Here is a 21,256-nt window from a genome sequence, read left to right on the forward strand (position 1 = left end):
ACGTCCTGCTGCACAACCGCCGCCGGCGTCGCCTCCAGTACCTGCCCCGCTGATCCCCCCGCCCGACATAGGTTGTCCGGTGTGCTGCGACCTGACTACCCGATCGAGACCGCCCGCCTGACCCTGCGTCCCTTCGCCGCCCACGACCTCGACGCCCTGTACGCCTACCAGCGGCTGCCCGAGGTCGCCCGCTACCTCTACAACGACCCGCGCGACCGCGCGGCGACCGCCGACGTGCTGGCCCGCCGCCGCGCGGTCACCACGCTGGAACGGGCCGGCGACATCCTCGTGCTGGCCGTCGTGGTGCGCGAGAGCGGCGCGCTGGCCGGCGAGGTCAACCTGGGCTGGATCTCCGAGCAGCACCGCCAGGGCGAGTTCGGGTTCGTGTTCGATCCCGCCCACCACGGCCGGGGCTACGCCCGCGAGGCGGCGGTGGAGATGCTGGCGCTGGGCTTCGACGGGCTGGGCCTGCACCGGATCGTCGGCCGCTGCGACGGCCGCAACACCGCCTCGGCCCGGCTGATGGCCGGCCTCGGCCTGCGCCGCGAGGCGCACTTCGTGCGCAACGAGCTGGTCAAGGGTGAGTGGACCGACGAGGTCGTGTTCGCCATGCTCGCCGAGGAATGGGCCGCCCGACCCCGGGTCTGACCAGGGTCGGTTCCAGGGCGGTGTCGGGGTCGTTCCGGATGGCCCGCGCGCGCGGCGCTGCTTGAGTTGCTGATCATGAGAACCTGGCAGAAACTCACCACCCTGGGCGTGGCCGCCCTGATGACGGTCACCGCGACCGCGGGCACCTCGTCGGCGGCCGCGTCGGCGGCCTCGCCGCAGCTTCCACCCGTCGACCGCGCGGCCGTGCGCGCCGCGATCGCCGGCCTGCCCGACGCGGAGGCCAGCGGCGCGATCGTCGTCCTGCACGGCGAGTTCGGCACCTGGCGGGAGACCTCCGGCGTGGCGAACGTCCACACCGGCGCGAAGGTCCCCTGGCAGGGCCGGTTCCGCGTCGGCAGCATCACCAAGACGTTCACCGCCACGGCCGCGCTGCGCCTGGTCGCCGACGGTCGCCTGGACCTCGACCGGACCGTGCAGAGCTACCTGCCCGGCCGGCTGCCGGCGCACTACCCGCCGATCACCGTGCGCCAGCTGATGAACTACACCTCGGGCCTGCCCGGCATCGACATCGACCACAAGGACCCCACCTGGTTCCTGGCCAACCGCTTCCGCACCTGGACCCCCGACGAGCTGCTCGACCTGGCGTTCACCGGCCGCGACCCGCTGTTCGCGCCGGGGACCCGCCAGCACTACGGCAACATCGACTACCTGGTGCTCGGCGCGGTCATCGAGCGGGTCACCGGCCGCCCGTACGGCGAGGCGGTGCGCTCGGCGGTGATCCGTCCGCTGCGGCTGTCGGCGACCACCGTCCCGGGCACCGACCCGCACCTGCACGGGCCGCACGCGCGCGGCTACGAGCAGGTCGGCGACCGGTTCGTCGACATCACCGACGCCAACCCGTCGTTCCAGTGGGCCGCCGCCGAGATCGTCTCCAACGCCCCCGACCTGGACCGGGTGCTGACCGCGCTGATGTCGGGCCGGCTGCTGCCGCCGGCGCAGACCGCGCTGCTGTTCGACGTGCCGGACGTGCCGACCTACGACGGCGACGAGGACCCGGCCAACGACCAGCCGGCGACCTACGGCCTCGGCCTCGGCCGTTATGTGGTCGGCCCGTACGAGTACTGGGGCAAGACCGGTGACCGGCCCGGCTACAACAACGGTGTGGCCGCCACCCGCGACCTGTCCCGGCGGGTCGTGTTCTCGGTCAACACGCTGCACATGGGCGGCGCGGAACAGCCGAAGATCACCCAGCGGATCATCGCGGCGGTCACGGGGCTGACCTGACCCCAATAGCAGTACGCGTGTACCGTTTGAGGGGGCTACGCAGGTAACAGGCGCGCGAGGAAGACGCGAGAGGAGCATCCCGGCACATGGCCAAGATCAAGGTCCAGGGGACGGTCGTCGAGCTTGACGGCGACGAGATGACCCGCATCATCTGGCAGTTCATCAAGGACAAGCTGATCCACCCGTACCTGGACGTCAACCTGGACTACTACGACCTGGGCATCGAGCACCGGGACGCCACCGACGACCAGGTCACCGTGGACGCGGCGAACGCCATCGCCAAGCACGGGGTCGGCGTCAAGTGCGCCACCATCACCCCGGACGAGGCGCGGGTCGAGGAGTTCGGCCTGAAGAAGATGTGGCGCAGCCCCAACGGCACCATCCGCAACATCCTCGGTGGCGTGATCTTCCGCGAGCCGATCGTGATCTCCAACATCCCGCGTCTGGTCCCCGGCTGGACCAAGCCGATCATCATCGGCCGCCACGCGCACGGGGACCAGTACAAGGCCACCGACTTCAAGGTGCCCGGCCCAGGAACCCTGACCATGAGCTACACGCCGGCCGACGGCGGTGAGCCGATGGAGTTCGAGGTCGCCAACTTCCCGGAGGGCGGCGGCGTCGCCGTCGGCATGTACAACTACCGCAAGTCGATCGAGGACTTCGCGCGCGCGTCGCTGCGCTACGGCCTCGACCGCCAGTACCCGGTGTACATGTCGACCAAGAACACGATCCTCAAGGCCTACGACGGCATGTTCAAGGACGTGTTCCAGGAGATCTTCGACGCCGAGTTCAAGGCCGACTTCGACGCCAAGGGCATCACCTACGAGCACCGGCTGATCGACGACATGGTCGCCGCCGCGCTCAAGTGGGAGGGCGGCTACGTCTGGGCCTGCAAGAACTACGACGGTGACGTGCAGTCGGACACCGTCGCGCAGGGCTTCGGCTCGCTGGGTCTGATGACCTCGGTGCTGATGACCCCGGACGGCAAGGTCGAGGCCGAGGCCGCGCACGGCACGGTGACCAGGCACTACCGCCAGCACCAGGCCGGCAAGCCGACCTCGACCAACCCGATCGCGTCGATCTTCGCCTGGACCCGTGGCCTGGACGCGCGCGGCAAGCAGGACGGCACGCCCGAGGTCTCCGGCTTCGCGCACACGCTGGAGAACGTGATCATCGAGACCGTCGAGAGCGGGAAGATGACCAAGGACCTGGCGTTGCTGGTCGGCAAGGACCAGCCGTTCCAGACCACCGAGGAGTTCCTGGCCACGCTCGACGAGAACCTGAGCAAGAAGATGGCCGGCTGAGCGTTTCGGCCTGTCGCACCAGGCGGCGTCCACCACTCGGTGGGCGCCGTTTCGTGCGTCTGCACGTGCACCGACTCGACCAGCCGAGTGGTTCCCAGCACGGCTCGTTCCCAACCTGAGCGGCCTGGGTTATATCTGGGGAACAGGCGCTGACGACCTCATGTGTTGGGAGCGGGTCCATGAAGTTCCTGAAGGTGAAGTGGAGCCTCAAGCGCACGCTGATCGCGTTGGCGATCGGCATCGGCCTGTGGATCGTCTACGTGCAGGGTTCCGAGCAACGTGCCGCCGACGCCGGCGAGTCCGGTGGCGCGCAGCCGGCGTCGAGTGCCGCGCAGTGCCGCGTGGAGTCCACTGTGGATGGACTGAACGTCCGGGCGGAACCCCGGGCAGGAGCCAACGTCGTCGACCAGCTCGCCCAGGGCGAGGAGGCCGACGCGGACAAGGTCGTGGAGAACGGCTTCCGCAAACTCACCGACGACCGCTGGGTCTCGGTCGAATTCCTCAAGACCGTCGAGGGCCGCGACTGCGGCTGAATTCTCGTCACCGTTCGTCCATTAGTGATCACCCTTTGAGGTGACGCGAGCGGGTGATCACCGTGGATACGGTGACGCATGCCCATTCCCACCGAACCCATCGGCAGCCTTCCCCGCCCGCCAGAACTGCTGAACGGCCTGGCGGAACTGGCCGCTGGCCGCATCAGCCAGGCTGATCTGGACGTGCTCACCGATCGCGCGACGGCCGACACGATCCAGCGTCTGGAGGCGGCCGGCTCACCGGTGGTCACCGACGGCGAACAACGCAAGCCGAGCTTCGTGACCTACCCGCTCGACGGCGTCCCGCTCGCCGCCGACGGCGTGGTCATCCCGTTCGCCGACGGCCACACCCGCCAGCTGCCCCGGCTCACCGGCGGCCCGTTCCGCTACGGCACGTTCGCCGTGTCGTACCTGACCAAGGCCCGCGAGCTGGCCACCGTGCCGGTGAAGCAGGCGGTCATCGCGCCCTCGGCGCTGAGCCTGCTCTACCCGGCCGACGGCATCGACGGCTACCCGCGCGAGGCGTTCCTCGCCGACCTGATCGACCAGGCCGAGCAGGACATCCGGCAGTGCCTGGACGCCGGGGCCGACTCGGTGCAACTGGACTTCACCGAGGGCCGGCTCTCCCTCAAGCTCGACCCCTCCGGCGGCGTGCTGCGCGAGTTCGTCCAGCTCAACAACACCGTCCTGGACCGCTTCTCCGCCGACGAGCGGGCCAGGATCGGCGTGCACACCTGCCCCGGCGGCGACCAGGACTCCGCGCACAGCCTCGACGTCGACTACACCGGGCTGCTGCCCGAGCTGTTCACCCTCAACGTCGGCCGCGTCTACCTCCAGCTCGCCAGCGAACCCGACCCGGAGAAGGTCCTGGCCGTCGTCGCCGAGCACTCCCGGCCCGACCAACAGATCTTCGTCGGCGTGATCGACCCGATCGACCCGGTCGTCGAGACCGCAGAGCAGGTGCGCGACCGCGTCCTGGTCGCGGCGCGCCACCTGCCGGTCGACCGCCTCGGCACCTGCGACGACTGCGGGTTCTCGCCCTTCGCCGACGACACGTCGACCTCGCGGGACCTCGCCTTCGCCAAGATCCAGGCCAGGGTGGCCGGCACCGAGCTGGCCGGCCAGGAACTCGGGGCCTGAGCGTGCGCGTCGGGCGGGGCTACCGGGCCAGGTAGCCCTGCTCGATGATGCGCTGCGCGGCTTGCGCGTAGACGTTCGGGTTGTCCGGCGCCAGCGTGCCCAGCCCGTCGACGTAGCGGTTGTACATGCAGAACGCGGCGGCGATCAGCACCGTGTCGTGGATCTCCAGGTCGGTCGCGCCGGTCTCGCGGGCGGCGTCGACCAGCGCCGTGGTGACCTTGCGGCCGTCCTGCTGGACCGCGCCGGCGATCGCCAGCAACGCGCGCAGCTTGTCCGACACCGGCGCGGTGTCCGGGTTCGCGCGCACCTGGTCGACCAGCGACCTGCCCTCGTCGAGCTGCGCGGCGGCGAACGCCGAGTGCGACGTGGCACAGAACGTGCACTCGTTGAGACCGGAGACGTAGGCCGCGATCAGCTCGCGCTCACCGGCGCTGAGCGTGTGCGGCCCGCGCAGCAGGACCTCGGCCAGCTCGGACAGGGGCTTGCCGGTCTCCGGGCGGTAGGCCATCGGCCCGTTGATCCCGGGGAACCGGTTCTCGTCCACGCCCAGCTCGATGTGCGCCATCGGGTTACTCCGCTCGTCGGTTTTCGCTGTGCTCCCAGCATTCGCGGCCGGCGGCCGGCGGTTCAACTCATCCGGTGCCCAGTGCCGAGTTCCACCGTCAGGCCCTCCTCGGCGGCGATGACCTCCCCGGCGAAGGTCTCGCGGGCCTGCTCGACCGCCGCCGCGCGGTCGCTGCCCGGCCAGAAGTGGGTCAGCATCAGTCGCCGCGCCCCGGCCGCACTCGCCCACCGGCCGGCCTGGCGCGCGGAGAGCAGGTGCTCGTCGGTCCGCCCGCCGGCCAGCGTCGCCTCGACGACGAACAGGTCCGCGCGCAGGCCGAGTTCGACCAGGTTCTCGTGCGGGCCGGTGTCGCCGGAGTAGGCCACCACCAGGTCGCCGGCCACCAGCCGCACACCGCAGGCCGGCACGTGGTGGGGCAGCGGCAGCCCGGTGACCTGGAACGGCCCGACCCGGTGGGTGCCGGGCAGCGCCCGCACGTCGAACAGCTCGGCCAGCCTCGGCCGGTGCTCCAGCCCGTCGACCAGCGCGGCGACCGGCGGCGGGCACAGCAGCGGGATCCGGTCGGACGCGCGCCCGCCGTGGTGGCGCACCCGCAGCAGCCCGTTGAGGTCGACGCAGTGGTCGCTGTGCGCGTGGGTGATCACGACCCCGTCGACGTCACCGTCCGGGCAGTGCGCCAGCAGCCGGGGCAGGGTGGCGAACCCCAGGTCGAGCACGAGCCGGACCCCGTCGTACTCGACCAGCAGGCCGCTGCACGCACGGCCGGGCTCCGGCCAGGCCGCGCAGCTGCCGAGCACCGTGAGCTGTCCGTGCGGCATGGGCCGACTCTAATCACGTTGCCCGCCGGTCGGCGGGGTTGAGAGGGTCCGGGCGTGGACGACGCGCTGCTCACCGAGACCAACCCGCTGCCCGCCGCGTTCGACGAGCGGCTCGCCGCCCAACTGGGCTTCCTGATCGAGGTCGACCGGCTCAAGACCGTGCTGCGGCAGTCGCCGCTGGCCGCCGCGCGGCGCCGGGAGAACGACGCCGAGCACTCCTGGCACCTCGCGCTGATGGTGATCCTGCTCGCCGAGTACGCCGACGAGCCGATCGACGTCGGGCGGACCATGCGGCTGGTGGTGGTGCACGACCTGGTCGAGATCTACGCCGGCGACACCCCGCTCTACGACCAGGAGGGCGCGCTGACCCAGGCCGCCCGTGAGCAGGAGGCGGCCGGGCGCCTGTTCGGGCTGCTGCCCGACGACCAGGCCGGGCTGCTGCGCGAGCTGTGGGACGAGTTCGAGGCCCGGCGCACGCCCGAGGCGCGGTTCGCCAAGGCGATGGACCGGCTCCAGCCGATGCTGCTGAACTGGATGGCCCGGGGCGGGACGTGGCGGACGCCGGGCGTCACCGCGCTGGACGTCCGGACCCGCACGTCCAGCGTCGGGGAGGCCTCGGCGACCCTCGGCGAGGTGGCGAAGTCGATCATCGACGAGGGCGAGCGGCAGGGCTGGATCCGCCCGGCGCCCTGACCAGCGGCGCCGGTTTCGGCCACCGGCGAAAGTCGGGTGAACCTCGGCCCCACGCGTGACGTCTCTCTCCAGAGGGGCTACAGTCCCTCGCGCAGTACCGATCGGGCTAACGCACCCCGCACAAGGTGCGACGGTCCGTAGGTATCAGCCCCCAAGCACCCCCTATCGGGGGTACTACGACGGTGATGAGCGCAGGAGGCGCACCAGTGCGCAACCGAGTTGGTTCGGTCGCTGCCCGCACGGCGGCGACGACGAGCAAGCTGGTTCTTGTCCTGGTCCTGGTCCCCACCGCGCTGGTCGTCGCGGCGCAGGGCGCCGCCGCGGCCCCGGTCGCCGAGGACGACGTCGCCGCGACCAGTGTCTCCTTCGGGCTGCTCGGCCCGGTCGGCATCGGCGCGGTCGTCCTCGGGTTCGGCGGCCTGGTCATCGGCCTGCTGCGGCACCGCCGCCGCGTGGTCACCGCCGCCGCCACCGGCGCCGTCACCACAGCAACCGTCACCCTTCCGGTTGACGCCACCGGCACGCTGCCCGTGCTGGACACCGCCGCCGCACCCCAGCGGGCCGCCGGCGAGCGCGTGGGCTGACGCCGGGCGGCGGTCGCGGCTCTGGGAGAATTCCGGACGTGTCGACCCAAGCAGAACAGCGTCCCCGGGTCCTGTCCGGGATCCAGCCGACCGCAGACTCGTTCCACCTGGGGAACTACCTGGGCGCGCTGCGCCAGTGGGTCACCATGCAGGACGACCACGACGCCTTCTACTGCGTCGTCGACCTGCACGCGATCACCGTCGAGCACGACCCCAAGCTGCTGCGCAAGCGCACCCGGGTGTCGGCCGCGCAGCTGCTCGCGCTGGGCATCGACCCCGACCGGTCCACGCTGTTCGTGCAGAGCCACGTCCCCGAGCACGCCCAGCTCGGCTGGGTCATGCAGTGCCTGACCGGGTTCGGCGAGGCCAGCCGGATGACCCAGTTCAAGGACAAGTCGGCCAAGCAGCAGGCCGAGCGGATCAGCCTGGGCCTGTTCGGCTACCCGGCGTTGCAGGCCGCCGACATCCTGGCCTACCAGGCGGCGTTCGTGCCGGTCGGCGAGGACCAGCGCCAGCACCTGGAGCTGACCCGCGACCTGGCGCAGCGGTTCAACTCCCGCTACGGGCGCACCTTCCGCCTGCCGGAGCCCTACATCCTCAAGGACGCCGCCAAGATCTACGACCTGCAGGACCCGGGGTCGAAGATGAGCAAGTCCTCCTCCTCGCCTGGCGGGATCATCGAGCTGCTCGACGACCCCAGGGTGTCGATGAAGAAGATCCGCTCGGCGGTCACCGACACCGGCCGGGAGATCGTCTACGACCCGGAGAACAAGCCGGGCGTGTCCAACCTGCTGGTGATCTACTCGGCACTGGCCGACCGCCCGCTGGCCGCGCTGGCCGACGAGTTCGCCGGCAAGGGCTACGGCGACCTGAAGAAGGCCGTCGGCGAGGTGCTGGTCGAGTTCGTGACGCCCATCCAGGAGCGGGTGCGCGGCTACCTCGACGACACCGCCGAGCTGGACAAGATCCTCGCCAGGGGCGCCGAGCGGGCCCGCGCGGTCACCTCGGTGACGCTGGCCAGGACCTACGACAAGCTGGGGTTCGTCGCGCCGGTCGGCGGCTGAGCCGCGCCGGTGGATCCGCCGTTTGCTCTGCGGGGCACGGGACCCCGGGATAGCGTTTGCCCGTGGGAGACCCCGAGGCAGACAACGACTCGTTCCTGACCCGCCAGCGGGCGCGCCGGTCGTGGCTGGACCACCTGGTCCGGGCCGGCGGCGCGTACGGCGAACGCAACGGCAACCACTACGCGGCGGCCATCACGTACTTCAGCGTGCTGTCGATCTTCCCGCTGCTGATGATCGCGTTCGCCGTCGCCGGGTTCGTGCTCGCCGGCAACGCCCAGCAGCTCACCGAACTCAAGGAGAGCATCACCGAGGCCGTGCCCAGCGGCCTGAGCCCGACGATCAACGAGGTCATCGACGCCTCGATCAAGCAGCGCAACACCGTCGGGATCATCGGCCTGCTGGCCGCCGTGTACTCCGGCCTGGGCTGGATGAGCAACCTGCGGGACGCGCTGACCGCGCAGTGGGGCCAGGAGCACCGGCAGCGGCCGTTCCTGCGGACGGCGGCCTCGGACCTGTTGTCGTTGCTGGGCCTTGGCCTGGCGCTGGTCGTGTCGTTCGGGCTCACCGCCGCCGGCGGCGGTCTCGGCTCGTGGCTGCTGGGCCTGGTCGGTCTGGACGAGGACCCGTGGGCGTCGTTCCTGCTCGCCGTCGGGTCGGTCGTGCTCGGATTGTTCGCGAACTGGGTGGTCTTTCTGTGGGTGCTTTCCCGGCTGCCGAGGGAGAAGGTCGGCGTGCGCTCGGCGGTGAAGGGCGCGGTGGCCGCCGCCGTGGGTTTCGAGGTGCTGAAACAGGTCTTCACCGTCTATCTGGGAATCGTGCTGGAAACACCGGCGGGGTCGGTGTTCGGCCCGATCATCGGTCTGTTGTTGTTCGCGAACCTGGTGTCCCGGTTCCTGTTGTTCATCACCGCGTGGACGGCCACGGCCCGCGAGAACGCCCGCGTCGAGGTGCCGCAACCGCCGCCACCGGCGGTGATCCGCCCGTCGGTGCGGGTGCGCCGCCTGCCCGGCCTGCGCGACGCCCTGCCGTTGGTCGGCGCCGGTGCCCTGCTCGGCTACCTCTGGCGGCGCGGCAACGCCCGGTCGTAAGGTCGCGGGATGGCACCGCACGGTGAGTACTGGCGGATCGCGCTCGTCATCCTGCCGGGGCTGGCGATCCTGCTCACCTACCGCCGTCTGCCACGCTGGGTGATCGGCGCCTGGGCGCTGCTGACCGGCGCCGTCGCCCTGGCCTGGGTGTTCGGCCTGTCGTGGCCGGGGACGCTGGTGCTCTTCGCCGGGTTCACCGCCGTCGCCTCGGCGCTGTGGTTGCGGGCCGAGGAGCGGGCGGTCAGCCCGAGTCGCGGTTCGCGCGGGCCAGCCGGGCGCGGCGGCGACGCAGCCACATCGCCATCGTGACCAGGACCGCGACGGCGGCCAGCCCCGCGAGCGGGAGACCGACGTTGCCGAACGCGGAGCGCTCGGTGTCGGCCTGCGCCTGCTGGGACCCCGGCTCCTGTGCCGGGTTGCGGATGGCGTTGCCGGTGCCGTCGTTGCCGTCACCCTCGTCGCCGGCGTCGGCGTCGGGCTTGGGCTGGACCTCCGGCGCCTTGTCCACGAGCTGACCGACGGGCTTGGTCCCGGCCGAGGCGAGGCCGAAGCCGTAGTCGAGGAGCTTGCGGCCCTGCTCGGACATCGGGTCGGGGTTGCGCTCGCCGCGCAGCAGCACGACCGCGAGCGTGCGGCCGTCGCGCTCGGCGCCGCCGACGTAGGTGTGCCGGGCGTCGTCGGTGAAGCCGGTCTTGCCGCCGAGGAAGCCGTCGTAGGTGCCCAGCAGGCGGTTGTCGTTCCAGATCTCGAAGCCGGCCTTGCCGCTGTGGCCGGGGAAGGTCATCGACTTGGTCCGGGCGGCCTCGGCGAACTCCTCGTAGTCCATGGCCGCGCGGAAGATGAGGCTCTGGTCGTAGGCCGAGGTCATCATGCCGGGGCCGTCGAGCCCGGAGGGGGTGGCGGCCCGGGTGTCCAGCGCGCCGAGTTCGTGGGCGACCGAGTTCATCTTCTCCAGCGCGACGTCCACGCCGCCCAGGGTGCGGGCCAGCGCGTACGCGGCGTCGTTGCCCGAGCGCATGATCAGCGCCTTGAGGAGTTGGTCGACGGTGTACTTGCCGCCGGGGCCGATGCCGACCCGGGTGCCCTCCTGGTTGGCGTCCTCCTGCGTGCCGGTGACCGTGGTCTCCGGGCTCAGTTCGCGGATCACCACGATGGCCAGCAGGCTCTTGATCAGCGAGGCCGGGCGCTCGCGCGCGTGCGGGTCCTTGGCGGCCAGCACGTCGCCGGTGTCCAGGTCGGAGATGACCCACGTGGCCGCGTTGATCCCGTCGGGCGGCGCGGGGCCATCATCCGGTCGGACGATGCCGCAATCCCCCATTCGAGCGCCACCGACCGGGTCATCCGGGATCGGCAGGGGCTCGGGGCTGGGACTGCCCGGCAGCGGCTCCTCCGACGTGTCGATGGGCGGCGGCGGCAGCTGGCGGGCGTGGCACGCGCCTTGCTGCGTGTCGGTCTCCGGCTGGGCCTCGCGCGCCTGACCCGGTCGGGCCGAGGCCACCGTTGGGGTGACCAGTGCGGCGATGACCAGGGCGAGCAGCGACACGACGAAGGCGGGAACGAACCTGACGGTTGCGTGGCGCACGGGGGTCAGCCTAAGGCCAGCGGCCGCTGCGCCTCGCGCCGGACCCTCCACCGATGGGCGGGGGCAACACGAAGGGGGCCTGACCGGCGCGCATGGTGTTTCCGCCCGCCGATAGGCCCCCTTCGGGTGAACTCTTTCGAGTTACTAGGCGTTGGCCTTGTCACCGGTCTTGTCGTCGATCTGCGCGTCGGCGGCGGCCCGCTTCACCGCGTCGACACCCTTGAGCACGCCGTCCTTGCTCTTGTAGCCCTCACCGGTCGCGACGATCTCGCCGTTGCCGGCCTTGAGCCGAAAACGGAACTCACCACGGGCGTCGGTGTAGATCTCGAACTTCGCCGCCATGCTCAACTCCATCGGATAGAAGTGACACTGCACACCGCGGCCAAGGGGGGACCGGGGACGCGGGGAGGCTGAAGTTTACGTCGGCGATTGCCCCGCTAGGGATAAATTGGACGAGAAACAGTTCCGCAGGGAGACGGCCATGAATGCGCAAGGTGCCGGACAGCAGCCAGGGGCCCGATCCCGCCAGCAGTCGCGACTGCTGGCGCTGCTCCGCGACGAGGGTCCGATGTCGAGGGTCGCCCTCGGCGAACGGCTGGAACTGCCGCGCGCGAAACTCGCCGGCGAGTTGTCGCGCCTGGTGGACACGGGTCTGGTCGAGATCGGCGGCCCGGCCGCGAGCCGGGGCGGCCGCCGCTCGACCCTCGTCCACCTGGCCGACGACCTCCGGTTCGTGGCGGCGGACGTCGGTGCCACCTCGGTCAACGTCGCCATCACCGACGGCAGATGCGAGGTGCTGGCCAGCCAGAGCGAGGACTGCGAGGTCCGCATGGGCCCGGCACCGGTCCTCGGTCTCGTCGTCGAACTGGCCGGCAGGGTGTTGGACAAGGCCCCCGGCCGCCTCGTCGGCGCCGGCATCGGCCTGCCCGGCCCGGTCAGCTTCCGCGACGGCATGCCCGTGGCGCCGCCGATCATGCCCGGCTGGGACCGCTACCCCGTGCGCGACGAACTGGCCGGCATCTGGGGCTGCCCCGTCACGGTCGACAACGACGTGAACGTGATGGCCCTGGGCGAGCGCCACGCCGGCGTCGCCCGTTCCCTCGACGACCTGATCTTCGTCAAGGTGGGCACCGGCATCGGCTGCGGCATCGTCCTGGGCGGCCGCGTCTACCGAGGCGTCGCCGGAACCGCCGGCGACATCGGCCACATCCGCCTCGACGACTACGGCCCGGCCTGCGCCTGCGGCGAGGTCGGCTGCCTGGAGGCCTACTTCGGCGGCGGCGCCCTCGCCCGCGACGCCCTGACCCTCGCCCGCTCCGGCCGATCGGCCATGCTCGCCGAAGCACTGGAGAACGGCGGCCGACTGACCGCCCAGGACGTGGGCGAAGCGGCCGTCGCCGGCGACTTCGCCGCCGCGAACCTCGTCCGCGAAGGCGGGCGACGGCTGGGACACGTGGTGGCGTCGCTGGTCAGCTTCCTGAACCCGGGGATGGTCGTGATCGGGGGCGGGGTGTCGCGACTGGGGCATCCGCTGCTGGCTGAGGTGCGCAGCTCGGTGTACCGGCGGTCGTTGCCGCTGGCCACCGGGAACCTGCCGATCGTCCTGTCCGAGCTGGGCGAGTTGGCGGGGGTGACCGGGGCGGCGTGGTCGGCTACCGATCGGGCTTTCGCCACCAACTGAGTGGTGTGGGGTGTCCTGCGGGGGTTGTGGGTTCGTGGGGTGTGGGTTGTGGGTTTCCCTGGTGGTGTGGGTGGTGGGGTTTGCCTGTCTTGCCCGGGTCTGGCGGTGGATTTTACGGGCGGCCACTCACGCTTCAAGAGGCCCTGAACTGGGCTTTGTCTGGGTTCGTGTTCACCTGTGGGCCTCTTGACCCGTGAGCCTCCGCCGCCCTGAGGCAGGGCCTTGAGGGGCAGGGCTGCGCCCTGCCCCTGGCGGTGTCCACCGCCAGACCCGGGTGGGCGAGGGCTCTGTTGTGGGGGGTTTGGCCTGTGTTGGTCCGTTGGGGGCTGTGGCCGTGGCCGGGAGGCGCTGGGTCCGCCGCGCCCCGCGACTCGCGCCCCGCGACCCGCGACTCGACCCGCCCGCAAGCACCCCACGGTCCCGCCCCGCCGACGAACCCGCGACCGACCGACACCGTGGCGACCACGGCGTGCCCTCAAAGCCCAGGACGTGCGGGTATGTCCGGTCTGCGCTACCGGCTCCCAACCAGCCCACTTCACCACCGAACCAGCACAACTTTTGCCGATAAGGTTCAAAAGATCGATCCAGATGTTGCGCCAATCGGGGTATTGCGTCCCCCGATGGCCCTAGGAGACGCTTCCCTGTGAGTTGAAGCACCGACTTTCGATCGGGCACTCAACGAAGTGGAGCGCCGGTGGGCCACAGCCGCCCTGCGGACCAGGCTGGTCTGCGTCGAGGGAACCTCGCGCTGCTCGTGCGTACCCTCCGGGAGCACGGCGCGCTCTCCCGAGCACAGCTCGCGGTGCGTTCCGGGCTGTCCAAGGCCACGGTCTCCAGCCTGGTCAGCGACCTCGAACTGCGGGGGCTCGTGCACTCGGCCGGCATCTCCGCCGGGGGGCAGGGGCGACCGGGGCAACTCGTGGCCCTGCGGCCCACGAGCGTGTCGGGGGTGGGGCTCGACGTTCACGTGGGGCACGTGGGGGCCGCCGTCACCGATCTCGCCGGCGACATCGTCTTTCGGCGGCGGTTCGTCTGTGACGTGCCCGCCCTGGGGCCGGAGCGGACCATCGACCATCTGGCCGAGCTGGCCACGGCGGCGTTGGCCGAGGTGGACGGGCTCGTCGGCCCACCGGTCGGGGTCACGGTCTCGGTCCCGGGCCTGGTCGACACCAGCGCGGGGACCGTGACGCTCGCGCCTCGGCTGCGCTGGCGCGACGTCGCGGTGGCCGATGAGCTCGCGGCCCGCACCGGCCTGCCGTTGGACCTCATCTCGGTGGACAACGACGCCAACCTCGGCGCCATGGCCGAGCAGGCCGCGATGAACGGGGAGAGCGGCGACCCGGTCACCGACCTCGTCTACCTGACCGGCGACTTCGGGATCGGCGGCGGTGTCATCTCCGGCGGCCGGCTGGTCCGGGGCTCGATCGGGTTCGCCGGCGAGATCGGGCACATGGGGATGGACCCGCTCGGCCCCTACTGCTCCTGCGGGCGCCGGGGCTGCTGGGAGACGCGGGTCGGGCTCGGCGCCCTGCTGCACGCGTGCGCGGATCCGGACGACCCGGTGCGCGACCCCACCCTCGACCTCGACCAGCGGATGCGGATGGTGCGCGCCCGCGCCGCCCAACGCGACCAGCGCACGCTCGACGCCCTCCACCAGATCGGGTCGGCGCTCGGGGTGGGCGTGTCGATCCTGGTGAACCTGCTCAACCCGGCCGTGGTCGTGCTCGGCGGGTACTTCGCCGCGCTGCCCGAGTGGCTGGTCGAACCGATCCGCAACCAGGTCGTCGCCGGGGTGCTGGCCCCGGGAGCCGGTGGGGCGCGGGTGGTCGGCTCCCGCCTCGGGTTCACCGCCTCGACGACCGGTGGGGCGCTGGCCGCGTTGCGCCGGGTGCTCGACGACCCGACCGTTGTACCGCTGAACCAGCCAGAGGACGAGGAGGCGCCGGCTTGAAGGAACCCGTGAACGAACCCGGCGAGGTTCTGCTCACCATGTCCGGGATCGTCAAGACCTTCCCGGGTGTGCGGGCACTGGACGGTGTGGACCTGGAGGTCCGCGCCGGTGAGGTGCACTGCCTGCTCGGCCAGAACGGCGCCGGCAAGTCCACCCTGATCAAGGTCCTCTCCGGCGCCCACCAGCCCGACGAGGGCGAGATCCGCTGGCTGGACCGGCCGGCGAGGTTCAGCTCGCCCGACGCCGCGCTGCGCATCGGTGTCGCCACCATGTACCAGGAACTGGACCTGGTCGAAGGGCTGTCGGTCGCCGAGAACATCTTCCTCGGGCACGAGCCGCACACCCTGGGTTTCGCCCGGCGGGGGTTGATGCGCGCCCGGGCCAGGGAGCTGATGCGCCGGCTGGGACACCCGGAGATCCCGCCCGGCCGGGAGGTCGGGCTGCTCTCGGCCGCCGGCCAGCAGCTCGTGTCGATGGCCAGGGCGCTGGCCCACGACGCCCGGCTGATCATCATGGACGAGCCGACCGCCGCGCTGGCCGCCGACGAGGTCGACAACCTGTTCCGGGTGGTCGCCGACCTCACCGCCGAGGGCGTCGCCGTCGTCTACATCTCCCACCGGCTGGAGGAGATCCGCCGCATCGGGCACCGGGTCACGGTGCTCAAGGACGGGCGGACGGTGGGGACCAACCTCGCCGCCGACACCCCGACCTCCGAGCTGGTCAACCTGATGTCCGGCCGGCAGGTCGAGACCGTGTTCCCGCACCGCGAGGCCAACACCACCGACGTCACCGACGAGGTGCTCGCGGTCGAGGGCCTGACCAGGGCCGGCGAGTTCTCCGACGTGAGCTTCACCGTGCGCGCCGGCGAGATCGTCGGCATCGCCGGGCTGGTGGGCGCCGGGCGCAGCGAGGTGCTGGAGACCGTGTTCGGCGCGCGCCGGGCCGACGCCGGGACGGTCACCGTCAACGGGCGCCGGCTGCGCAACGGCAGCGTCACCGCCGCGGTGGCCGCCGGGGTGGGCCTGGCCCCTGAGGAACGCAAGAGCCAGGCGCTGCTGCTGGACCAGGCGGTGGCCAGCAACGTGATCCTGGCGAGCCTGCCGGCATTCAGCCGCGGCGGGTTCAGCGACCTGGCCCGCGAGTACCGCGTCTCCCGGGAGATGCTCGAACGCCTCGACCTGCGCCCGCCGGACCCGCGCCGCGAGGTCCGCACGTTCTCCGGCGGCAACCAGCAGAAGGTCGTCGTCGCGCGCTGGCTGGTGCGCGAGTGCACGCTGCTGCTGCTCGACGAGCCGACCCGGGGCGTGGACGTCGGCGCGCGCGCCGAGCTGTACGGGCTGATCCACGAGCTGGCGGCGAGCGGGGTCGCCGTGGTGCTGGTGTCCAGCGAGGTCCCCGAGGTGCTCGGTCTGTCCGACCGGGTGCTGGTCATGCGGGAAGGTCGGCTGCTCACCGAGGCGCCGGCGAACGAGCTCACCGAGGCGGCGGTGCTCGACATGGTCATGGAAGGCAGCGAGGTGGTCCTGTGAGCGCCGCGAGCGGAGCGTCGCGAGGCGAACAGGAACATCGCGTGTTAGGGACTTCGCGCAGCGAACAGGAGACACATGAGTGACGTAGGCGAGAAGGCCTCGCCGGCGGAGGAGACCGAGCGGGAGGCCGCGCCGGCCCAGCCGATGGCGGCGTCGGGGCGGTTCCGGGTGGACATCCGGCTGGCGAGCCTGCTCGGGGTGCTGGTCGTGCTCTGCGCGGTCGGCTACTTCCTCAAGCCGGACAGTTTCCTCTCCGAGAGCAACGTGTCCTCGATGCTGCGGTTGGCCGCGGCGATCGGTGTGGTCAGCGTCGGCATGACGTTCGTGATCATCGCCGCGGGGATCGACCTGTCGGTCGGGTCGATGGTGGCGTTGGCCAGCGTGTGGATGACGACCTACGCGACCCAGGAAATGGGCATGTTCGTCATGGTGCTCTGCGCGTTGGCCGTCGGCCTCGGCGCGGGGTTGGTCAACGGAGTGCTGATCGCCTACGGGCGGGTGGTGCCGTTCATCGCGACGCTGGCGATGTACGCGTCGGCGCGCGGGTTGGCCGAGCGGCTGTCCAACCGGGAGACCCAGACGGTCTCGGTCACCTCCTACAACGAGTTCTTCCGCGGCGACATCCTCGGCATCCCGGTGCTGATCTGGATGCTGGCGGTGGTGTTCGCGATCGGGTGGGTCGTGCTCAACCGCACGACCTTCGGTCGGCGGACGTTCGCGATCGGCGGCAACGCCGAGGCCGCGCGGCTGGCCGGGATCAACGTCAAGCTGCACACGGCGCTGGTGTACGGCATCGCCGGGCTGTGCTGCGGTATCGCCGCCATCATGGTCGTCGCCCGCACGACATCGGGTTCCTCGACCAACGGCATGTTCTACGAGCTGGACGCGATCGCCGCGGTCGTCATCGGCGGCACGTTGCTCTCCGGCGGCCGGGGCACGCTGATCGGCACGCTCATCGGCGTGCTGATCTTCACCGTGGTGAACAGCATCTTCACCCAGAACAACCTGCAGACCGACGTCCAGAACATCGCCAAGGGCGTGATCATCATCGTCGCGGTGCTGTTGCAGTACGGCACCACCCGCAACCGAAAAACCTGACGCCGACCAACCCCCGAACCCCGTTTTTCCGGACAGTACAAGGGAGTACCCCACCATGACCGACCCGTCCCTGGCCCGTCGCCGATTCCTTCTCGGCGCCTCCGCGCTCGGCGCGGGCGCACTGGTCGTCGGCTGCACGTCCAACGAGCCGGCCGAGGCCAACAACGGAAACCAGGTCGCCCAAGGCGGCGAGGACAACGCCAAGCCGGGCAAGGAAGTCACCATCGGCTTCTCCGCCCCGGCCGCCGACCACGGCTGGATCGCCGCGATCACCAAGAACGCGCAGGCCCAGGCGGAGGCGTTCGAGGACGTCACGCTGGAGGCCACCGAGGGCACCAACGACGTCAACCAGCAGATCGCGCACGTGGAGAGCCTGGTCAGCAGCGGTGTCGACGTGCTGGTGATCCTGCCGCACGACGGCACCGCGCTCACCGCCACGGCCCTGGAGGTCATGGACGCGGGCATCCCGGTGATCAACCTGGACCGGATCTTCAGCACCCCGCTGGCCTACCGCTGCTGGGTCGGTGGCGACAACTACCGGATGGGCGTCAACGCCGGCAACTACATCGCCGAGCAGATGAAGGCGAAGAACGTCGCGAACCCGATCATCGGCGAGGTGGCCGGGCTCGACAACCTTCCGCTGACCCAGGAACGCAGCAAGGGCTTCAAGGACGCGCTGGAGCGCGCCGGGCTCAAGCTCGGCCCCCGGGTGGCCGCCGAGTTCACGGTGGAGACCGGCGAGCGGCAGACGACCAACCTGTTGCAGGGCAACCCGAAGCTGGACGCGCTGTGGAACCACGACGACGACCAGGGCATCGGTGTGATGGCCGCGATCGAGAACGCCGGCCGTGACGAGTTCATCATGGTCGGCGGCGCCGGCTCGAAGAACATGATGGACCTGATCAAGGCGGACAGCTCGGTCATCAAGGCGACCGTGCTCTACAACCCGTCGATGGCCTCCACCGCGATCTCGCTCGCCCGGCTGCTCGGCCAGAACAAGGGTGTGGCCGACTTCGCCGAGCACGAGATCCCCGCGTTCCTGACCGCGTACTCGGCCGTGGTGACCAAGGAGAACGTCGACGACTACGCCGACGTCGGTTTCGACTCCTGACCCAGGTCCGACCAGGGCGGGGTCCCAAGGCGAGTGCAGTGCGAACGACAACGGAGGGTGTGCGATGACAGAGGGCAGCGGGGGCACGATCGGGGTCGGGATGGTCGGCCACGCGTTCATGGGTGCGGTGCACTCACACGCGTGGCGTTCGGCGCATCGGTTCTTCGACCTGCCGGTGGTTCCCCATCTTGCCGTCCTCGGCGGCCGTGATCTCGGCCGAACGAAGGCAGCCGCGGCCAAGTTCGGCTGGGCCAGCGTGCAGACCGACTGGCGCGAGCTGGTCAACTCGCCCGACGTGCAGGTGGTGGACATCTGCACGCCGGGCGACTCGCACGCCGAGATCGCCATCGCGGCCCTCGCCGCCGGCAAGCACGTGCTGTGTGAGAAGCCGCTGGCGAACACCGTCGAGGAGGCCGAGCGGATGGCCGAGGCCGCCGCCGACGCCTCGGCCAAAGGCGTGCGGTCGATGGTGGCGTTCAACTACCGGCGGGTGCCGGCGATCGCCTACGCGCGCAAGCTGATCACCGACGGCCGGATCGGCACCGTGCGGCACGTGCGCGCGGTGTACCTGCAGGACTGGCTGTCCGACGAGCAGGCGCCGATGACCTGGCGGCTGCGCAAGGACACGGCCGGTTCGGGAGCGCTCGGCGACCTCGGCGCGCACCTGGTGGACGCCACCCAGTACCTGGTCGGCGAGCCGCTGACCGGGGTGTCGGCGGTCACCAACACGTTCGTGCACCGGCGGCCGACCGAGGACGGGGGTGGGCTCGACGACGTCACCGTCGACGACGCCGCGCTGTTCCTCGGCCGGTTCGCCGGCGGGGCGGTCGCCAGCTACGAGGCGACCCGCTTCGCGTTGGGGCGCAAGAACGGCATGCGGGTGGAGGTCAACGGGTCCAAGGGCAGCCTGGCGTTCGACTTCGAGTCGATGAACGAGCTGTCGTTCTACGACGGCGCCGAGGGCGACGCGGCGGGCTTCCGCCGGATCCTGGTGACCGAGCCGACCCACCCCTACGTCGGCGCGTGGTGGCCGCCGGGCCACATCCTCGGCTACGAGCACACCTTCACCCACGAGGTCGTGGACTTCGTGCGGGCCATCGCCGAGGGCGTCGACCCGTCCCCGTCGTTCGCCGACGGCCTGCGGGTGCAGCGAGTACTGGCCGCCGTCGAACAGAGCGCGAACGACCGTTCCACCTGGACCGACATCCCGGGAGGTGCGTCCTGATGCCCAATTCGCGTGGCAGCCAACCGCACCTTAGGGGAACGGGACGTGAGCCAGCCACCGGTGCGTGCGGAACAGGAGTGTGTGAACCCAAGGTGACCACACGGGTTAATTCCGGGGAGGCGGAACGATGAACGACTACCGGCCGACGAAGGCCGATCGGTTCAGCTTCGGGCTGTGGACGGTGGGCTGGCAGGGGGTCGACCCGTTCGGGGTGGCCACCCGCGAACCGATGGACCCGGCCTACGCCGTGGACAAGCTCGCCGAGCTCGGCGCCTACGGCGTCACCTTCCACGACGACGACCTGATCCCGTTCGGCGCCGACGACACGCTGCGGGCCAACCGGATCACCAGTTTCCGCAAGGCGCTGGACAACACCGGGCTGGTGGTGCCGATGGCCACCACCAACCTGTTCGCCCACCCGGTGTTCAAGGAAGGCGCGCTGACCGCCAACGACCGCGACGTGCGCCGGTTCGCGCTGCGCAAGATCCTGCGCAACCTCGACCTGGCCGCCGAGCTCGGCGCGACGACGTATGTCCTGTGGGGTGGCCGGGAAGGCTCGGAGTCCGCCGCCGCCAAGGACGTCGCCGCCGCGCTCGACCGGTACAAGGAGGCGCTGGACCTGCTGTGCGCCTACGTCCGCGAGCAGGGCTACGACATCCGGTTCGCGCTGGAGCCCAAGCCCAACGAGCCGCGCGGCGACATCTTCCTGCCGACCATCGGGCACGCCATCGCGTTCATCAACGAGCTCGACGAGCCCGACCGGGTCGGCCTGAACCCGGAGGTCGGCCACGAGCAGATGGCCGGCATGTCGGTGGTGCACGGCTACGCGCAGGCGCTGTGGCACGGCAAGCTGTTCCACATCGACCTCAACGGGCAGAACGGCCCGCGCTACGACCAGGACTTCCGGTTCGGCAACGGGGACGTCAAGAGCGCGTTCCTGCTGGTGGACCTGTTGGAGCGCGGCGGCTACGACGGCCCGAGGCACTTCGACTTCAAACCGGCGCGCACCGAGGGCGAGGACGGCGTGTGGTCCTCGGCGCGGGCGTGCATGCGCAACTACCTGATCCTCGCGGAGAAGGCGCGGGCCTTCCGCGCCGACCCCGAGGTGACCGAGGCGCTGGCGGCCGCCCGGGTCGACCAGCTCGCGGTCCCCACCCTCGGCGAGGGCGAGTCGCTGGCCGACCTGCGCGCCGAGGAGTTCGACCTGGCCGAGGCGTCCGCGCGGGGCGCGGGCGTGGAACACCTCGACCAGCTGGCGCTGGAACACCTGTACGGCATCCGCTGAACAGTTTGTGGCGGCGTCGCCTGACCGGCACGTCGGGCGACGCCGCGTCACGGAAAGGAGTTCGTCCCTTACGCGGTTCCCATTTCGGTGAGAACGAGGAGAAAAGTACCAG

Annotated in this window: 21 protein-coding genes; 17 read left to right on the top strand and 4 right to left on the bottom strand. The window is 70.9% G+C overall.

The features are described from left to right. Nucleotides 1-81: 81 nt before the first annotated feature. From BLA60_RS38075 to BLA60_RS38095, 5 genes are all read left to right on the top strand, one after another. A complete protein-coding gene (locus tag BLA60_RS38075; RefSeq protein WP_075137949.1) occupies nt 82-648 on the top strand; it encodes a GNAT family N-acetyltransferase in 567 nt (188 codons plus the stop codon). Between the two features lie 75 nt (nt 649-723). Then, nucleotides 724-1,893, top strand: coding sequence for a serine hydrolase domain-containing protein (locus BLA60_RS38080; RefSeq protein WP_075137971.1), 1,170 nt, complete (start codon nt 724-726; stop codon nt 1,891-1,893). Nucleotides 1,894-1,979: 86 nt separating this feature from the next. Beyond that, nucleotides 1,980-3,197, top strand: coding sequence for an NADP-dependent isocitrate dehydrogenase (locus BLA60_RS38085; protein ID WP_075137950.1), 1,218 nt, complete (start codon nt 1,980-1,982; stop codon nt 3,195-3,197). 179 nt (nt 3,198-3,376) lie between these two features. After that, nucleotides 3,377-3,730, top strand: coding sequence for an SH3 domain-containing protein (locus BLA60_RS38090; RefSeq protein ID WP_075137951.1), 354 nt, complete (start codon nt 3,377-3,379; stop codon nt 3,728-3,730). A gap of 78 nt (nt 3,731-3,808) precedes the next feature. After that, nucleotides 3,809-4,870, top strand: coding sequence for a cobalamin-independent methionine synthase II family protein (locus BLA60_RS38095; protein WP_075137952.1), 1,062 nt, complete (start codon nt 3,809-3,811; stop codon nt 4,868-4,870). Between the two features lie 19 nt (nt 4,871-4,889). Here BLA60_RS38095 and BLA60_RS38100 read toward each other — a convergent pair whose 3' ends face one another. Both BLA60_RS38100 and BLA60_RS38105 read right to left on the bottom strand, forming a co-directional pair. Continuing rightward, nucleotides 4,890-5,435: a carboxymuconolactone decarboxylase family protein gene (locus BLA60_RS38100; protein WP_075137953.1), complete on the bottom strand. Its 546-nt coding sequence runs from the start codon at nt 5,433-5,435 to the stop codon at nt 4,890-4,892. A gap of 62 nt (nt 5,436-5,497) precedes the next feature. Continuing rightward, nucleotides 5,498-6,253, bottom strand: coding sequence for an MBL fold metallo-hydrolase (locus BLA60_RS38105; protein ID WP_075137954.1), 756 nt, complete (start codon nt 6,251-6,253; stop codon nt 5,498-5,500). Nucleotides 6,254-6,307: 54 nt separating this feature from the next. Between BLA60_RS38105 and BLA60_RS38110 the strand changes: the two genes are divergently transcribed. From BLA60_RS38110 to BLA60_RS38130, 5 genes are all read left to right on the top strand, one after another. After that, entirely contained in the window at nt 6,308-6,946 is a 639-nt protein-coding gene (locus tag BLA60_RS38110) for an HD domain-containing protein (RefSeq protein WP_075137955.1), read from the top strand. A gap of 206 nt (nt 6,947-7,152) precedes the next feature. Beyond that, nucleotides 7,153-7,530 carry a hypothetical protein gene (locus tag BLA60_RS38115; RefSeq protein WP_084735989.1) on the top strand — a complete coding sequence of 126 codons (378 nt, stop codon included), beginning with the start codon at nt 7,153-7,155 and terminating at the stop codon, nt 7,528-7,530. A 29-nt stretch (nt 7,531-7,559) separates the two neighbouring features. Beyond that, entirely contained in the window at nt 7,560-8,594 is a 1,035-nt protein-coding gene (trpS, locus tag BLA60_RS38120) for a tryptophan--tRNA ligase (protein ID WP_075137957.1), read from the top strand. Between the two features lie 62 nt (nt 8,595-8,656). After that, nucleotides 8,657-9,682 carry an inner membrane protein YhjD gene (gene yhjD / locus BLA60_RS38125; protein ID WP_075137958.1) on the top strand — a complete coding sequence of 342 codons (1,026 nt, stop codon included), beginning with the start codon at nt 8,657-8,659 and terminating at the stop codon, nt 9,680-9,682. Nucleotides 9,683-9,691: 9 nt separating this feature from the next. Beyond that, entirely contained in the window at nt 9,692-9,991 is a 300-nt protein-coding gene (locus tag BLA60_RS38130; RefSeq protein ID WP_075137959.1) for a hypothetical protein, read from the top strand. Here BLA60_RS38130 and BLA60_RS38135 read toward each other — a convergent pair. Together BLA60_RS38135 and BLA60_RS38140 are read right to left on the bottom strand one after the other, a co-directional pair. After that, entirely contained in the window at nt 9,924-11,264 is a 1,341-nt protein-coding gene (locus BLA60_RS38135) for a D-alanyl-D-alanine carboxypeptidase family protein (RefSeq protein ID WP_075137960.1), read from the bottom strand. The two genes, BLA60_RS38130 and BLA60_RS38135, sit on opposite strands and share 68 nt — an antisense overlap. Before the next feature lie 144 nt (nt 11,265-11,408). After that, nucleotides 11,409-11,606: a YegP family protein gene (locus BLA60_RS38140; RefSeq protein WP_075137961.1), complete on the bottom strand. Its 198-nt coding sequence runs from the start codon at nt 11,604-11,606 to the stop codon at nt 11,409-11,411. Between the two features lie 139 nt (nt 11,607-11,745). On the opposite strand from BLA60_RS38140, the gene BLA60_RS38145 reads away from it, so the two are divergent. From BLA60_RS38145 to xylA, 7 genes are all read left to right on the top strand, one after another. Then, complete coding sequence (locus BLA60_RS38145; protein ID WP_075137962.1) at nt 11,746-12,945, top strand: ROK family transcriptional regulator; 1,200 nt, start codon at nt 11,746-11,748, stop codon at nt 12,943-12,945. A gap of 754 nt (nt 12,946-13,699) precedes the next feature. Then, complete coding sequence (locus tag BLA60_RS38150; protein ID WP_245812446.1) at nt 13,700-14,896, top strand: ROK family transcriptional regulator; 1,197 nt, start codon at nt 13,700-13,702, stop codon at nt 14,894-14,896. A 38-nt stretch (nt 14,897-14,934) separates the two neighbouring features. Continuing rightward, nucleotides 14,935-16,425 carry a sugar ABC transporter ATP-binding protein gene (locus tag BLA60_RS38155; protein ID WP_075137972.1) on the top strand — a complete coding sequence of 497 codons (1,491 nt, stop codon included), beginning with the start codon at nt 14,935-14,937 and terminating at the stop codon, nt 16,423-16,425. Between the two features lie 75 nt (nt 16,426-16,500). Continuing rightward, nucleotides 16,501-17,523, top strand: coding sequence for an ABC transporter permease (locus BLA60_RS38160; protein WP_075137964.1), 1,023 nt, complete (start codon nt 16,501-16,503; stop codon nt 17,521-17,523). Between the two features lie 55 nt (nt 17,524-17,578). Continuing rightward, complete coding sequence (locus BLA60_RS38165) at nt 17,579-18,634, top strand: substrate-binding domain-containing protein (protein WP_075137965.1); 1,056 nt, start codon at nt 17,579-17,581, stop codon at nt 18,632-18,634. A 64-nt stretch (nt 18,635-18,698) separates the two neighbouring features. After that, on the top strand, nt 18,699-19,859 hold the full coding sequence (locus tag BLA60_RS38170; protein WP_075137966.1) for a Gfo/Idh/MocA family protein: 1,161 nt from the start codon (nt 18,699-18,701) through the stop codon (nt 19,857-19,859). Between the two features lie 127 nt (nt 19,860-19,986). Continuing rightward, the gene (xylA, locus tag BLA60_RS38175) at nt 19,987-21,144 is read left to right on the top strand and encodes a xylose isomerase (RefSeq protein ID WP_075137967.1); all 1,158 of its coding nucleotides are present in this window, start codon (nt 19,987-19,989) and stop codon (nt 21,142-21,144) included. Nucleotides 21,145-21,256 lie beyond the last annotated feature (112 nt).

The sequence above is a fragment of the Actinophytocola xinjiangensis genome, assembly GCF_001921215.1.
GTDB lineage: Bacteria > Actinomycetota > Actinomycetes > Mycobacteriales > Pseudonocardiaceae > Actinophytocola > Actinophytocola xinjiangensis.